15 protein-coding genes are annotated in these 14,115 nt (G+C 65.5%); 8 read left to right on the forward strand and 7 right to left on the reverse strand.

The features are described from left to right. Window positions 1-9: 9 nt before the first annotated feature. The 8 genes from ureE to Amn_RS28115 all read left to right on the forward strand — a co-directional run bounded on the left by ureE (window position 10) and on the right by Amn_RS28115 (window position 6,534). Window positions 10-462 (forward strand): urease accessory protein UreE, encoded by a 453-nt coding sequence (gene ureE, locus Amn_RS28080; RefSeq protein WP_067967417.1) that lies wholly within the window; start codon window positions 10-12, stop codon window positions 460-462. Next, entirely contained in the window at window positions 459-1,142 is a 684-nt protein-coding gene (locus Amn_RS28085) for an urease accessory protein UreF (protein ID WP_067967419.1), read from the forward strand. The genes ureE and Amn_RS28085 overlap by 4 nt, the downstream gene beginning before the upstream one ends. Window positions 1,143-1,154: 12 nt before the next feature. Then, a complete protein-coding gene (locus Amn_RS28090; protein WP_067967422.1) occupies window positions 1,155-1,850 on the forward strand; it encodes an urease subunit beta in 696 nt (231 codons plus the stop codon). Between the two features lie 14 nt (window positions 1,851-1,864). After that, a complete protein-coding gene (ureC, locus tag Amn_RS28095; RefSeq protein WP_263008178.1) occupies window positions 1,865-3,577 on the forward strand; it encodes an urease subunit alpha in 1,713 nt (570 codons plus the stop codon). A 25-nt stretch (window positions 3,578-3,602) separates the two neighbouring features. After that, window positions 3,603-4,229: an urease accessory protein UreG gene (gene ureG / locus Amn_RS28100; RefSeq protein WP_246341083.1), complete on the forward strand. Its 627-nt coding sequence runs from the start codon at window positions 3,603-3,605 to the stop codon at window positions 4,227-4,229. Continuing rightward, complete coding sequence (locus Amn_RS28105; RefSeq protein WP_286298904.1) at window positions 4,226-5,104, forward strand: urease accessory protein UreD; 879 nt, start codon at window positions 4,226-4,228, stop codon at window positions 5,102-5,104. The genes ureG and Amn_RS28105 overlap by 4 nt, the downstream gene beginning before the upstream one ends. Window positions 5,105-5,149: 45 nt before the next feature. Beyond that, the gene (locus tag Amn_RS28110; RefSeq protein WP_067967433.1) at window positions 5,150-5,752 is read left to right on the forward strand and encodes a HupE/UreJ family protein; all 603 of its coding nucleotides are present in this window, start codon (window positions 5,150-5,152) and stop codon (window positions 5,750-5,752) included. Between the two features lie 68 nt (window positions 5,753-5,820). Continuing rightward, window positions 5,821-6,534 (forward strand): helix-turn-helix domain-containing protein, encoded by a 714-nt coding sequence (locus tag Amn_RS28115; RefSeq protein WP_286298905.1) that lies wholly within the window; start codon window positions 5,821-5,823, stop codon window positions 6,532-6,534. Window positions 6,535-6,564: 30 nt separating this feature from the next. Here the strand turns inward: Amn_RS28115 and pta are convergent, their stop codons facing one another. From pta to Amn_RS28150, 7 genes are all read right to left on the reverse strand, one after another. Beyond that, on the reverse strand, window positions 6,565-7,563 hold the full coding sequence (pta, locus tag Amn_RS28120; RefSeq protein WP_286298906.1) for a phosphate acetyltransferase: 999 nt from the start codon (window positions 7,561-7,563) through the stop codon (window positions 6,565-6,567). Further along, window positions 7,563-8,594, reverse strand: a complete 1,032-nt coding sequence (locus Amn_RS28125) for a YeiH family protein (RefSeq protein WP_286298907.1) — start codon at window positions 8,592-8,594, stop codon at window positions 7,563-7,565. Before Amn_RS28125 ends, pta begins: the two co-directional genes overlap by 1 nt. A 74-nt stretch (window positions 8,595-8,668) precedes the next feature. Continuing rightward, on the reverse strand, window positions 8,669-10,444 hold the full coding sequence (xsc, locus tag Amn_RS28130) for a sulfoacetaldehyde acetyltransferase (protein WP_067967446.1): 1,776 nt from the start codon (window positions 10,442-10,444) through the stop codon (window positions 8,669-8,671). A gap of 68 nt (window positions 10,445-10,512) precedes the next feature. Next, window positions 10,513-11,913, reverse strand: a complete 1,401-nt coding sequence (locus Amn_RS28135) for an NAD(P)/FAD-dependent oxidoreductase (protein ID WP_286298908.1) — start codon at window positions 11,911-11,913, stop codon at window positions 10,513-10,515. Window positions 11,914-11,936: 23 nt separating this feature from the next. Then, on the reverse strand, window positions 11,937-12,323 hold the full coding sequence (locus Amn_RS28140) for a nuclear transport factor 2 family protein (protein ID WP_154384476.1): 387 nt from the start codon (window positions 12,321-12,323) through the stop codon (window positions 11,937-11,939). Window positions 12,324-12,467: 144 nt separating this feature from the next. Beyond that, window positions 12,468-13,295, reverse strand: a complete 828-nt coding sequence (locus Amn_RS28145; protein ID WP_192320502.1) for an ABC transporter permease subunit — start codon at window positions 13,293-13,295, stop codon at window positions 12,468-12,470. Continuing rightward, a complete protein-coding gene (locus Amn_RS28150; RefSeq protein ID WP_286298911.1) occupies window positions 13,288-14,100 on the reverse strand; it encodes a taurine ABC transporter ATP-binding protein in 813 nt (270 codons plus the stop codon). Before Amn_RS28150 ends, Amn_RS28145 begins: the two co-directional genes overlap by 8 nt. Window positions 14,101-14,115: the final 15 nt, after the last annotated feature.

Consider the following 14,115-nt stretch of genomic DNA (forward strand, 5'->3'; position numbering starts at 1 on the left):
GATTTTGAGATGCTCCGAGTTGAAGGCGTGCTTGGCAGCCGAAGCGATCCGGCAATGCATGAGGCGATCCATCATCTCGAACACCACCACGCCGTGGAGTTCGTGACGGTGGCCGTCGGCGATCTCGACCGCCGGCGGCTGATGGCGCGAACCGACAAGGGTGAGGAGGTGGCGATCACCTTGCCACGCGACCAGAAACTGCATGACGGCGCCGTGCTGGTGCTCGACCATCATCGCGCCGTGATCGTACGCGCTGGCGAGCAGCGCTGGCTGAGATTCACGCCGCGTTCGGCAAGCGACGCGCTTGAACTCGGCTATCACGCCGGCAACCTGCACTGGCGGGTGCGTTTCGACGGCGAGGATCTGCTCGTCGCCCAGGACGGTCCGGCCACGGCCTACGCCGCGCGCATCGAGCCGCTCATCTCGGGCGGCCGCGTCGAGATGACCGAGGAGGCCGAATGAGCGTTCCATCGGCACATCTGCTCGTCGCCCTGCAGCATGCAGACGGGCAGTTCCCTTCCGGCGGCTTTGCCTTCTCGCAGGGGCTGGAGGCCTCGTCCACGCTTGCCGGAAAACTGGGTGCCTTCGACTTCGCTGCTTTCGTCGACATCCAGATCCGCCATCGCTGGGCCGATGCCGACCGTGTCGCGCTGGTTCGGGCCCACCGGCTCGGCGGCGATCTCGAGGCGTTGGCCGAACTCGACCGCGAGGTCGAGGCCTCGACCTTCGTCGAGGGGCTGCGCTCGGGCTCGCGCCGCAACGGCATGGCGCTTCTGACCACGCATGAGCGGATCGGAACCTGCGGCGCTGCCGCCTATCGCGCCATGGTCCGCAAGGGCGAAGCCTGCGGCCACCTGCCGGTCGTCCAGGGCCTCGCCTGGCAGGCGCTCGACCTTGACGAGGCGAGTGCCGTAGCGATCGGCGGTTACCAGATGGTGGCGTCGCTTTCGACTGCCGCCGTGCGGCTTGGCGTGATCGGCGCCATCGACGCCCAGAAGGTTGTCGCACGCGCTTTGCCTGCCATCGAGGCCGCGGCCCGCTTGCCTGTCGGCGACGACGAACCGCTGCGGTCGTTCACGCCGCTCTGCGAGATCGCGGTCGCCATGCATGGCGCTTCGGGCCAGCGCCTGTTTTCGAATTGAGGAGTACCCACGATGTTGCTGACACCGACCGAACTCGAGCGCCTGACGATCTATACGGCGGCCGAACTGGCGCGCAAGCGGCGGGCCAAGGGGCTCCTGCTCAACTATCCCGAAGCGGTGGCGATCATCACCGACGAGATCCTCGAAGGTGCCAGGGAAGGGCGCTCGGTCGCCGAGATGATGTCGATCGGCTCGGCCATCCTGACCCAGGCAGATGTCATGCCCGGGATCGCGGCAATGCTGCCGATGCTGCAGGTCGAGGCGACGTTCCGGGACGGCACCAAGCTGGTCACCGTGCATGAGCCGCTGCGCCCGGCGGCGGGTGCTGCGGCCGACGACGTCGAACCTGGGGCAATCGTCGCCGAGGATGGCGACATCGAGCTCAATGCCGGACGCCGCAAGCTGACGCTGAAGGTCGTCAACACCGGTGACCGGCCGGTGCAGATCGGCAGCCACTATCATTTCTTCGAGGTCAACAAGGCGCTCGACTTCGACCGGGCGGCTGCCTTCGGCATGCGTCTCGACATCGCCGCCGGTACCGCCGTTCGCTTCGAGCCGGGTCAGGAGAAGGACGTGCCGCTGACCACCTTTGGCGGACAGCAGCAGCTTTCCGGCCTCAACGGACTGTCGAACGGCTCGGCCGACGATCCGGCGGCCAAGGCCGCGGCTCTTGAAAATGCCCGCGCCCGCGGCTTCCGCGGCGCCTGAGGGGAGGAACGATCATGGCAACCCTGTCACGCCGCGACTATGCGGCAATGTATGGCCCAACCACCGGTGATGGCTTCCGTCTCGGCGACACCTCGCTCGTCGCCGTCGTCGAAAAGGATTTCGCCGTCTATGGCGACGAATGCCTGCATGGCGGCGGCAAGACGCTGCGCGACGGCGCCGGCCTCGCCGCCGGCGTCACCAGCGCCGAAGGCGCGCTCGACTTCCTGTTGTGCAACGTCACGGTGATCGATGCCGTCGTCGGCATCGTCAAGGGCGATCTCGGCATCCGTGACGGCAAGATCGTCGGCATCGGCAAGGCCGGCAATCCGGCCACCATGGACGGCGTCGACCCGCGCCTCATCGTCTCGGCGGCGACCACCGTGCGCGACTGCGAAGGCCTGATCGCAACTGCCGGTGCGCTCGACGTCCATGTCCATTTTGACAGCGCACAGCTCTGCGACCATGCAATCGCCTCCGGCATCACCACCATGCTCGGCGGCTCGCTGGGTCCGATTACTGTCGGCATCGACTGCGGCGGCCCGTTCAACGTCGGCAAGATGCTGCAGGCGGCCGAGCACTGGCCGATCAATTTCGGCTTCCTCGGCCGCGGCAATTCGCACCGGCCTGCGTCGCTCGTCGAGCAGATCGAGACCGGCTGCCTCGGCCTCAAGCTGCACGAGGACTGGGGCACCATGCCGGCCTCGATCGACACCTGCCTGACGGTGGCCGACGAGCTCGATTTCCCAGTCCAGATCCACACCGACACGCTGAACGAGTCCGGCTTCCTCGAGGATACGCTCGCCGCCATCAACGGCCGCACCATCCACATGTACCATACCGAGGGGGCAGGGGGCGGGCATGCGCCCGACATCATCAGCGTCGCCGGCGTGCCGTGGTGCCTGCCGTCGTCGACCAACCCGACCAACCCCTACACGATCAACACTTTCGACGAACATCTCGACATGACGATGGTGTGCCACCATCTCAACCCGGCCATCCCAGAGGATGTCGCCTTTGCCGAAAGCCGAATCCGCGCCCAGACCATTGCCGCCGAGGACATCCTCCATGACATCGGCGCGATCTCGATGCTTGGCTCCGACAGCCAGGGCATGGGCCGCATCAACGAGGTGATCTGCCGGACCTGGCAATTGGCCGACAAGATGAAGAAGCAGCGTGGCCGCTTGCCCGAGGAGGCGACGCGTTTCGGCGACAATGAGCGCATCAAGCGCTATGTCGCCAAATACACCATCAATGCCGCGCGCACCTTCGGCATCGCGGAACATGTCGGCTCGCTCGAAGACGGCAAGATGGCCGACATCGTCATCTGGCGCCCGGCCTTCTTCGGCATCAAGCCGGAGCTCGTCATCAAGGGCGGCTTCATTGCCTGGGGCGCGATGGGCGACAGCGCTGCTTCGCTGATGACCTGCGAGCCGCTGCTGCTGCGTCCGCAATGGGGTGCCTTCGGCCGGGCCAAGCAGGCACTGTCGGCATGCTTCGTCAATCCGCTCGCCATCGAGCGCGGACTGGCCGCGACGCTCGATTTGAAGAAGGCATTGCTGCCCTCACGCGGCAATCGCACCCTGTCGAAGAAGGACATGCTGCACAATGACGCCTGTCCCAACATCCGCGTCGATCCGCAGACCTTCGACGTCTTTGTCGATGGTGAGCTGGCGACATGCGAGCCGGCTTACGAGTTGCCGTTGACCCAACGCTACATGCTGAGGTGACATCATGGACACCAGGACGACCTCAATGAATCCGCCTCCCTCGCGCGTCGGCGCCGCCCGCATCGGCATCGGCGGTCCCGTCGGCTCCGGCAAGACCGCGTTGATCGAACGGCTGATCCCGGCCTTTGCGGCGCGCGGCGTGTCGCTGGCGATCGTCACCAACGACCTTGTCACCGCCGAGGACGCCGAGCGCATCCGCCGCTCGGGCCTGATCGACCCGGCGCGCGTCGCGGCTGTCGAGGCGGGCGCGTGCCCGCACACCGTCATTCGCGAGGATCCCACCCTCAACATCGCCGCCGCCGACGATCTCGAGGCGCTGTTCCCGGATGTCGAGCTGATCCTGATCGAAAGCGGCGGCGACAATCTCGCCTCGACCTTTTCGCTCGACCTCGTCGACTGGTGGATGTTCGTCATCGATGTTGCCGGCGGCGATGACATTCCGCGCAAGAACGGCCCCGGCGTGCTCAAATGCGATCTGCTGGTCGTCAACAAGACCGACCTTGCCCCTTATGTCGGCGTCGACCTCGCGGCGATGGCAGCACAGGCTGCCACCGCGCGCGCCGGCCGGCCGATGGCGCTCACAAACTGCCGCAGCAATGAAGGGGTCGACACGATCGCCGACCGCATCCTCTCGGACGTGTTGTTCAGATGACCAGCCACTGGCCACAACTGCGCCCCGAGCATGCCACGCCGCATCCGCGCCAGGCCGGGGCGCGCAACGGCCGCTTCGAGCTGTCGCTGTCCCGTCATGGCGCGCGTACGCATATCGGGCGCCAGTACGTCTCCTACCCGTTCCACATGACGCGGCCGTTTGCACTCGATGTCGCCATCCCGTCCCTGCTCACCGTCTACCAGCAGTCTTCCTCGGGCGGGCTCTACCGGGACGACAGGCTTTCGAGCCGCTTCGATGTTGGGACGGGCGCCGCCGGCCACGTCACCACCCAGGCGGCCACGGTCGTTCACGACTGTTACGGCCAGGTGGCCCGCCAGACGACCGAGATCGTGCTGCAGGAAGGGGCGTTCCTGGCGCTGACCCCCGATCCGCTGGTGCTGTTTCCCGGTGCCGCGTGTTCGAACATCACCCAGGCCCGGCTCGCGCCTGGTGCGGTGCTGTTGCTGTCCGACGCCTTCGCCCTGCACGACCCGCAGGCGCGCAACCGTCCGTTCGAGAAGTTGGAGGCGAAGGTCGAGATTCGGGACGCCGACGGACGGCTGCTCGTTCGCGACAATCTTGACATCGCCGGAGCGGACCTTGCCGGACCCACTTCGCCCGTCGGCGCATGGAAAGTCGTGTCCAGTTTCATGCTCGTTGGCGCGCCTGACCGGCTGCCAACTGTCGATGAGCTCGCCGGCCTCGGTCGAGCGGAACGCCAGGTCGCCGGCATCACCGCGCTGCCCAATGGAGCAGGCTGGGGCGTGCGCTGCCTGGCGGCGGACGCGATCGCGGCGCGCGGCATCGCCAACGATCTCTTTGCGCTCGCCGTGGTTGCGGCCTTCGGCCAGCAACCTGCGCGGCGGCGCAAATGACGACCAATTCGCATCTGATCTGTGAATGATGAAAGGAACAGGATCATGAACAGCAAATCTCTCATTCGGACAGCGGCACTGGCCGCCTTCTTACTGGCGCCCGGTCTCGCCAGTGCCCACACCGGCATCGGCCATGTCGAAGGTTTCGCCCACGGCTTTGCCCATCCGCTCGGCGGGCTCGACCATGTGCTCGCCATGGTGATGGTTGGGCTCTTTGCCGCCCAGCTGGGCGGCCGGGCCCGCTGGCTCGTTCCGGCAAGCTTCGTGTCCGTGATGATCCTGGGTGGCGCACTTGGTCTTGCCGGCATTGCCGTGCCGTTCGTCGAACTCGGCATCGGCCTGTCGATCGTCGTTCTCGGTGGTGTCGTCGCCTTCAACCTGCGCGCCGGAGTGGCGGCGGCCATGGCGCTGGTCGGCTTCTTCGCGGTCTTCCATGGCTATGCCCACGGCGCCGAGATGCCCGAAAGTGCTAGCGGTCTGGCCTATGGCGCAGGCTTTGTGCTGGCGACGGCGATGCTGCACGCGGCCGGACTTGGCTTCGGCCTGGCTCTCGACGGCAAGGCCGGCGTACGTGGAGCGGTCGTGGTCCGTTCGCTTGGCGCGCTCGCCGCTTTCGCCGGTATAGGCGTGGTGACCGGCCTCGTCTGAGACAGGCAGTTTCAGCGGCCGCCCCCACAGGGCGGCGGCTGCAGACTTAAAAGCAACGAGGTGCCAGGATGAGCAGTTCAGTTCTCACGCGTCCGGCTCGCGCCGCGGGCTTCCTTGCGCGCGGAGCTACGGCATTCGCCAGGACGGCCGCGCCGGCTGCGCTTCAGCAGGATCCGCACGCGGTCCGGGCACCCAGCGAGAACGAACTGCAGGCCGCGATCGGGCGCGAGGTACGGGCCTGCCGCAAGCGCCGCGGCATGACGGCAACCGAGCTTGCGGGGGCGGCAAACATCTCGGTCGGTATGATGTCGAAAATCGAAAACGGTGTCATCTCGGCGTCGCTGACCACGCTGCAGGCCCTGTCCCAGGCGCTTGGCGTCCCGATGACCGCGCTGCTCAGAAGCTTCGAGGACGAGCGCAGCGCGGTCTTCGTCCGGGCGGGCACAGGCGTCGAGGTGGAGCGGCGCGGCACCCGCGCCGGCCACCATTACAATCTGCTCGGCTACATCGCCTCGTCATCCAGCACTGTCTCCGTCGAGCCCTATCTCATCACCTTGACCAGCCACACCGACACCTTCCCGCTGTTCCAGCACGCGGGTATGGAATTCCTCTACCTGCTCGAGGGCGAGATCACCTATCGCCACGGCCCAACGCTCTATCACATGTCGCCCGGCGACAGCTTGTTCTTCGAAGCCGACACCCCACACGGTTCCGAACAACTGACAAAGCTGCCGATAAGGTTTCTGTCGATCATCTCTTACCCGCAGGGCGGAGAAGACTGACTTGCCACATGGCCGGTGTCGGCAGTGCCCTTACCGGACCTGCGCCTGGACCACCGTCACCGCGATCATGTGAAAGGCGTCCTCTGCCGTGCAGCCGCGAGAGAGGTCGTTGGCCGGCTTGGCCAGGCCCTGCAGGATCGGGCCGATGGCGTCGGCGCCGCCGATGCGCTGGGCGATCTTGTAGCCGATGTTGGCGGCGTCGAGATTGGGGAAGACGAAGACATTGGCTTCGCCATGCAGCGCCGAATTGGGCGCCTTGGAGGCGCTGACGGCTTCGACGAAAGCGGTGTCGAACTGCAGCTCGCCGTCGATGACGAGGTCGGGATCGGCGGCATGCGCCAGCCGGGTTGCCTCGACCACCTTGGAGACGCGCTCGTGGGAAGCACTGCCATTGGTCGAGAACGACAGCATCGCCACCTTGGCCGGTGCGCTGGCGAGCGCCTGGTAGGAGCGGGCGGACATGCGGGCGATGTCGGCGAGGTCGGCGGCATCGGGATCGACCACCAGGCCGCAGTCGGCGAAGACGAAGGCGCCCTTCTTGGCGTGATGGGGTTGGCACAGCATCATCAGGAAGAAGCTCGACACCAGCCCGACGCCCGGCGCCTTGCCGATCGTCTGCAATGCCGCCCGCACGGTATCGGCAGTGGTGGCGACAGCGCCGCCGACGGTGCCGTCGGCCTCGCCTTCGCGCACCATCATGGCGGCAAAGACAAGGGGTGAGCGCAGTGCCTCGACAGCCGAGGCTTCGTCGACACCCTTGGTCTTGCGGAGCTCGAAATAGGCATTGGCGAGGCGCGACGCCAGCGCGGAGGAAACAGGGTCTTCAATACGGAGATCGAGCTGGCTCGCGCCGGCGTCCGCAAGTGCCTGTTTGATGATGCCGCGGTTGCCGACCAGCGTGATCTCGGCGACGCCCTCGTGGCTGGCCCGGATCGCAGCCTCGATGATACGCGGGTCCTCGCCTTCGGGGAGAACGATGCGCTTGGGGGCCTGTTTCGCCGTGGCGAGGATGCGTTCCAGCGGTTTCATCAGGCGTGCCCCAGATAATAGATGCCGGCGAGGATGAAGAGGCCGATGAAGATGGTCTCGGCGACGATGAGGGCGACCGCGTCGCCGCCGACGTCGAGCACACGGCGTAATGAGGTTTTCATGCCGACGGCGACGATGCCGGCGAGCAGGGCCCAGCGCGACGTCTCCATGCCGACCTTCGACACCGCCTCCGGAATGAGGCCGAAGGAGTTGATGGCGGCGAGAATGAGGAAGGAGATGACGAAACCGGGCAGCAGCGGCGGGCGCTTGCCGCTCTCGCCGACCGAGCCGACATTGCGGGTGGCGAGCGAGAAGATCAGCACGACCGGTGCCAGCATGGTGACGCGGATGAGCTTGACCAGCGTCGCCGTCTCACCCGCCTCGGGGGACACGGAGAAGCCGGCGCCGACGACCTGGGCGACGTCGTGGATGGTGCCGCCGAAGAAGATGCCGGTGGCGCGCGCGTCGAGGCCGATGGCCTGGGCGATCATCGGGTAGAAGACCATGGCGAGTGTCGACAGTACCGTCACCGACAGCACGGTGAAGATCAGGTTGCGCTCGGAGAACTCGTTCTTGGGTAAAACTGCGGCGATTGCCATGGCGGCCGAGGCGCCGCAGATGGCGACCGAGCCGGAGGTAATGAGGGCAAGGCGCCAGCCGCGGCCGAGAAGTTTGGCGGCGGCGAGGCCGAACAGGATGGTCGCGGCGATGGCGGCAACCAGAAGCAGGATGGTGCTGGCGCCAAGCCCGATCAGCAAATCGACGCTGATGCGCATGCCGAGCAGGGCGACACCGATTCGCAATACTTTCTTGGCGCAGAAGTCGATGCCGGCGACGCAGCGTCCTTCCTCGGACAGGAAGTGGAAAGCGATGCCGAGCAGCAGTGCCATCAGCATCGCCGGTGCGCCGTAATGATCGGAGAGGAACTGTGCCGCGATCGCCACCGCAGCGGTGACGGCAAGGCCGGGCCAGTAGACCTGCACCACCGAAGGCAGGCCATTGAAGCGTTGTGTCGCAGCGGCGGTGTTCATTCAATCATTCCCGGTCAAGAAGGTGTTGGCAGACCGCCCGCCCGGCGAACCGGGCGGGCGCTTTTGCAGCGAGGTCAGGCGCGCTTCTGGGGGCGCATGTCGGCGCGGTCGATACCTGCCACCGGCACCGGCTTCTTCATCGCGTCGCGGCGGAAGGGCTCGCCGAGTTCCTGGTTAAGCACGACCTCGACGAAGGTGGTGATGCCCTTGGCCTGATCGTCGATGGCCTTGGCCAGCGCCTCGGTCAGCTTGGCCGTGGTGTCGACGACGACACCCTTCAGGCCGCAGCCCTCCGCCACCTTCGCGTAGCTGAGGTTAGGATTGAGTTCGGTGCCGACGAAGTTGTTGGAATACCACAGCGTGGTGTTCCGCTTTTCCGCGCCCCACTGGTAGTTGCGGAAGATCACCATGGTGATCGCCGGCCAGCCTTCACGGCCGATCGCACCCATCTCGTTCATCGAGATGCCGAAAGCGCCATCTCCGGCGAAGCCGACCACCGGCACGTCGGGGCAGCCGATCTTGGCGCCGACGATCGACGGGAAGCCATAGCCGCAAGGGCCGAACATGCCCGGTGCGAGATATTTCCGGCCCTGTTCGAAGCTCGGATAGGCGTTGCCGATGGCGCAGTTGTTGCCGATGTCGGTGGAGATGATCGCTTCCTTGGGCAGGGCCGCCTGGATCGCACGCCAGGCCTGGCGTGGCGACATGCGGTCGGCCTCGCGCAGGCGGGCGGTGGCGTTCCATTCGGTGCCGACGTCGTCCTCTTCGTGGTCCATCGACGACAGCTGCTGCAGCCAGGCCGAGCGGTTCTGGTGGATCGCCGCCTTGCGCTGCTCGCGGCCTTCATTGCCGGCCGAGGGCGTCAGTTGCTCGAGGATCTGGCGGGCGACCTGCTTGGCGTCGCCGCAGATGCCGACGGAAACCTTCTTGGTCAGACCGATGCGATCGGCATTGATGTCGACCTGGATGATCGCGGCATTCTTCGGCCAGTAGTCGATGCCGTAGCCGGGCAAGGTCGAGAACGGGTTGAGGCGGGTGCCGAGCGCCAACACCACGTCTGCCTTGGCGATCAGCTCCATCGCTGCCTTCGAGCCGTTGTAGCCGAGCGGTCCTGCGGCGAGACGGTGGCTGCCGGGGAAGGCGTCATTGTGCTGGTAACCGCAGCAGACCGGCGCGTCGAGACGCTCGGCCAGCGCCATGGATTCGTTGATGGCGTTGCCGATGACGACGCCGGCTCCGTTCAGGATGACCGGGAACTTTGCTTCCGACAGCAGGCGCGCTGCTTCCGTGATCGCCTGCGGGCCACCGGCGGGGCGCTCGAAACGCACGATTGAGGGCAGGTCGACGTCGATGACATGGGTCCAGAAGTCGCGGGGGATGTTGATCTGCGCTGGGGCGCAACCGCGCCAGGCCTTCTCGATGACGCGGTTCAGCACCTCGGGAATACGTGAGGGATCCCGCACCTCTTCCTGGTAGCAGACCATCTCCTCGAACATCGCCATCTGGTCGACTTCCTGGAAGCCGCCCTGGCCGATGGTCTTGTTGGCTGCCTGCGGCGTGACCATGAGCAGCGGCGTGTGGTTCCAGTAGGCTGTTTTCATCGCGGTGATGAAGCCCGTCACACCCGGGCCGTTCTGGCCGATGGCCATGGACATGGTGCCGGTGGCGCGGCTGAAGCCGTCGGCCATCATGCCGGCATTGGTCTCATGCGCGCAGTCCCAGAACTTGATGCCGGCCTTGGGGAACAGGTCCGACACCGGCATCATGGCCGAGCCGATGATGCCGAAGGCATGCTCGATGCCGTGCATCTGCAAGACTTTGACGAAAGCTTCTTCGGTGGTCATTTTCATTTTCTGGGTTCCTTTCGATGGGGGCAGGTCTGGTCTTGGGAGTCGGGTCCGATTTTTGGGCCGATGCGCTAGAGGATCTCGTCCTTGAGGTAATACCAGCGGTACATTCCCCACTGGCCGAGGCGCCGAAACGGTGTCAGCAACCCGTGGCTGGGCAACGGGGAGGTGAAGATCGGCAGGTCGAGTTCGCCGCCCTTGCCCGCGACCATCTGGGCCATGCGGCGGCCGGCCTGGGCCGAGTACATGACGCCGTTGCCGCCATAGCCCATGGCGTAGAACAGCTGTTGCTTGGGATCGGGCCGGAAGATGCGGGGCATCATGTCGTGGCTGACGTCGACCCAGCCCCACCAGGAGTAGTCTACATCGATGCCGCGCAGGATCGGAAACTTGCGGTAGAGCCCTTCGAGCAGACGGTCGAGGTGACTTGCATTGACTGCGTCCCGCCCCGTGATGGCGCTGCGGCTGCCGATCTGCACACGCCCGTCGGGCAGCATCCGGTAGTAGTGGCGCAGCGTGCGTGTGTCGGTGAGCGGGATTCGGGTCTGGAAGTTCAGCGTCTCGCGCTCGCTGTCCGTCAGCGGCCGCGTCACGATCGAGTTGGACAGGATCGGCATCAGCCGGTGGCGCGTCAGCTCGTGCAGGCCGGGCGAGGTGTAGCCGGCGGTGGCGATGCAGACTGCGCGCGCCCTGACGATGCCGCCCGGCGTGCGCAGGTGATGTATGCCGCCCTTGATTTCGCTGCCGAGGACCGGGCTTGAGGTGTGCACTTTCGCACCCAGCTTGCGGGCCAGCCTGAGATAGCCGAAGGCGAGCTTGGCGGCATGGATGCCCATGCCGTCGGGCTCGTACATCGCGCCCTTGGCTTCTGCGTCGCGAACGAAATCGCTGTGGACCTCGTCGCGGCCGACCATGCGGGCGCGGTAGCCGAAGATGTCGTTGAGCAGGCGCGATTCCTTTTCCAGCGCCGGCAGAACCTTGTCGCGATGGGCGATGTAGAGATGGCCGCCATCCTGAGGATCGCAGTCGATCTCGGGCTGGCTGATCAGGTCGCGAAACAGGTCGAAGGCTTCCGATATCTCGACATGCATTTTCCTGGCGACGTCGACGCCCCAGCGCTCGATCCACTGCGAACGCTTGAGCCGGCCGGCCGAAATCTGCGCCTGGCCGCCATTGCGGGTCGAGCAGCCCCAGGCGACGCCATTTGCTTCCAGCACCGTCGCCTTGATGCCGTGCTCGCGGGCCAGATGAATGGCACAGGACAGGCCGGTATAGCCCGAGCCGATGATGGCGACATCGACGTCGATGTCCTGCGTGACGGGGCCGTCGTCTTCCGGCTGCGGGCCGGCGGTGGCGATCCAGTAGGTCGGCGCGTAGTCCTTGCCGGCGCCCGGGTTTGGTGCATGGACCGGGTCATAGGCCGGATCGAACGGCAGACGTTGTGCCGCGGACCTCAAGAGTTGATGTTCCATTGACGTGGTCCTCCCGAGACCGCTCAGGCACCAGCCGCAATCAGCGGCCGGTTCTTGCGGAAGGCCTGCTTGCGGACGATCTTGCCGTCATCGAGCGTGAACAGATCGCAGCCCTCTGCTTCGACGCGGCTGCCGTCGACGTTGGTGCCTGTGAACGTCCATTCCGAGACGGCGCGATCGCCATGGACGAAGTGGCCATGATGGGCCCAGTGCGCGTCCGGCATCGCTTTCCAGACGCCGCTGAAAGCAGCGGCGATCGCCTCGGTGCCTTCGAAGCGGGTGCCGTAGGCCTCTGGGCCGGCGACGCCGTTGAAGACGCAGTTGCCGGCGAAGAACTCCATGACGCCGTCGATGTCGTGGCGGTTGAAGGCGTCGAAGAGGCGAGCCAGGCCGTCGGCGGTGAGTGACATATCGTGGTCCTCGTATCTGTACGGCAGAGCCTTTGGGCATGGCTGCGCCGTGGCCGGACAAGCCGGCGGATTGGTCTGTCTGTTGGTAAGATCAGGTTTGGCGTCAGCCGGGTGGCGACGTCGCCGGGTGTGTAAGCTTTGGCATCAGATCTTGCCCTTCCAGGGGATCATCGCCTTTTCCAGGTAGCGCAGCATGAGGTCGAAGGCGAAGGCGAAGATGCCGATGACGATGATGCCCATGATGACCGTATCGCTGGCGAGATACTCGGCGGCGTTCAGCACCATGAAGCCGAGACCGCGGTGGGCGGCGACCATTTCGGCGGCGACGAGCGTGGTCCAGCCGACGCCGATGCCGATGCGCATGCCGGTGAAGATCTCGGGCAGGGCGGCCTTCAGGATCACCTGGGAGATGACCTGGGCGCGGGTGGCGCCCATGGCATAGGCGGCATGGATCTGTTCGGTCGACACCGAGCGGACGCCGGCACGGGCGGCGATCGCCATGGGCGCGAAGATGGCGAGATAGATCAGGAACACCTTCGGGAATTCACCGATGCCGAGCCAGATGATGATCAAGGGCAGATAGGCGAGCGGCGGCAGTGGCCGGTAGAACTCGATGATCGGGTCGAACAGGCCGCGCACCGTGCGGTTGACGCCCATCAGGATGCCGACCGGAACGGCTGTGACCAGCGCCAGGAAGAAGGCGCCGAGCACACGGCCAAGGCTGGCCAGCGTGTGCTGGATGAGCGTCGAGTTGGAAACGCCATCGGTCATGGCGACGACGAACTTGTCCCACACGGCAAGCGGCGAGGGCAGGAACAGCGGCTTGACCCAGCCCATCTCGGTGATCAGCAGCCAGAGACCGAACAGCACAAGTGCCGTGATCAGGCTGATATGGCCGCTCATGCCGTCGCCCGGCGCGCCATAGATCTTGCCCGGGCGTACGGACTTGGCCCGTGAGAGGCGCTCAAGCATTGAGGTGTTCCGGATTGCCGGACTGGCGCTCGTCGCCGTAGATGATGCCGAGGATCTGCTCGCGCATGTCGATGAAATCGCGGCTGGATTTGATTGCACGTGCGTTGCCCTCCTCAAGGAAGCGCCGATTGAAATCGAGCTCATAGGTGTGGGTGATGCGGCCCGGACGCGGCGACATGACGATCAGCCGGGAGCCGAGGAAAAGTGCTTCTTCGACGCTGTGCGTGATGAAGAAGAACATCTTGTTGGTCAGCTGCCAGACCTTGAGCAGCAGCTCCTGGATGGTCTCGCGGGTGAGCGCGTCGAGCGCCGCCATCGGCTCGTCCATCAGAAGCATCGCCGGGTCGCAGGTCAGCGCACGGGCGATGCCGACGCGCTGCTGCATGCCGCCGGACAGGTGGTAGATCATGTGGCGGTGAAAATCCTGCAGGCCGACAAGGGCGAGATTCTTGGTCGCCAGCTCGCGCCGGGTCGCCTTGTCTATGCCACGCAGCTTGAGCCCGAATTCGGTGTTGTCGATGACATTCAACCAGGGCAGCAGCGCGTGCTTCTGGAAGACGACGCCACGGTCGGCGCCTGGGCCGACGACTTGACGTCCGCCAAGTGTGATATCACCGTCGGTTGGTGTCATGAAGCCGGCCATCAGGTTGAGCAGTGTGGTCTTGCCGCAGCCCGAGGCACCGAGGGCGACGACGAAATCGCCGCTCTTGACCTCGAGGTTCACGCCCTTGAGCGCAATCACCGCCTGGTCGGAGTAGAGGCCTGGATAGGTCAGGCTGACATTGCTGACGTTGAGGGTTTCCATCGCGTCGAGCCTTTC

This window comes from Aminobacter sp. Y103A (genome assembly GCF_030294925.1).
Classification (GTDB): Bacteria; Pseudomonadota; Alphaproteobacteria; order Rhizobiales; family Rhizobiaceae; genus Aminobacter; species Aminobacter ciceronei.

What these genes read in the sequence shown, in the direction of transcription:
- ureE (WP_067967417.1), top strand. Translation starts at nt 10, where the DNA reads ATGCTCCGAGTTGAAGGCGTGCTTGGCAGCCGAAGCGATCCGGCAATG.
- Amn_RS28085 (WP_067967419.1), top strand. Translation starts at nt 459, where the DNA reads ATGAGCGTTCCATCGGCACATCTGCTCGTCGCCCTGCAGCATGCAGAC.
- Amn_RS28090 (WP_067967422.1), top strand. Translation starts at nt 1,155, where the DNA reads ATGTTGCTGACACCGACCGAACTCGAGCGCCTGACGATCTATACGGCG.
- ureC (WP_263008178.1), top strand. Translation starts at nt 1,865, where the DNA reads ATGGCAACCCTGTCACGCCGCGACTATGCGGCAATGTATGGCCCAACC.
- ureG (WP_246341083.1), top strand. Translation starts at nt 3,603, where the DNA reads ATGAATCCGCCTCCCTCGCGCGTCGGCGCCGCCCGCATCGGCATCGGC.
- Amn_RS28105 (WP_286298904.1), top strand. Translation starts at nt 4,226, where the DNA reads ATGACCAGCCACTGGCCACAACTGCGCCCCGAGCATGCCACGCCGCAT.
- Amn_RS28110 (WP_067967433.1), top strand. Translation starts at nt 5,150, where the DNA reads ATGAACAGCAAATCTCTCATTCGGACAGCGGCACTGGCCGCCTTCTTA.
- Amn_RS28115 (WP_286298905.1), top strand. Translation starts at nt 5,821, where the DNA reads ATGAGCAGTTCAGTTCTCACGCGTCCGGCTCGCGCCGCGGGCTTCCTT.
- pta (WP_286298906.1), bottom strand. Translation starts at nt 7,563, where the DNA reads ATGAAACCGCTGGAACGCATCCTCGCCACGGCGAAACAGGCCCCCAAG.
- Amn_RS28125 (WP_286298907.1), bottom strand. Translation starts at nt 8,594, where the DNA reads ATGAACACCGCCGCTGCGACACAACGCTTCAATGGCCTGCCTTCGGTG.
- xsc (WP_067967446.1), bottom strand. Translation starts at nt 10,444, where the DNA reads ATGAAAATGACCACCGAAGAAGCTTTCGTCAAAGTCTTGCAGATGCAC.
- Amn_RS28135 (WP_286298908.1), bottom strand. Translation starts at nt 11,913, where the DNA reads ATGGAACATCAACTCTTGAGGTCCGCGGCACAACGTCTGCCGTTCGAT.
- Amn_RS28140 (WP_154384476.1), bottom strand. Translation starts at nt 12,323, where the DNA reads ATGTCACTCACCGCCGACGGCCTGGCTCGCCTCTTCGACGCCTTCAAC.
- Amn_RS28145 (WP_192320502.1), bottom strand. Translation starts at nt 13,295, where the DNA reads ATGCTTGAGCGCCTCTCACGGGCCAAGTCCGTACGCCCGGGCAAGATC.
- Amn_RS28150 (WP_286298911.1), bottom strand. Translation starts at nt 14,100, where the DNA reads ATGGAAACCCTCAACGTCAGCAATGTCAGCCTGACCTATCCAGGCCTC.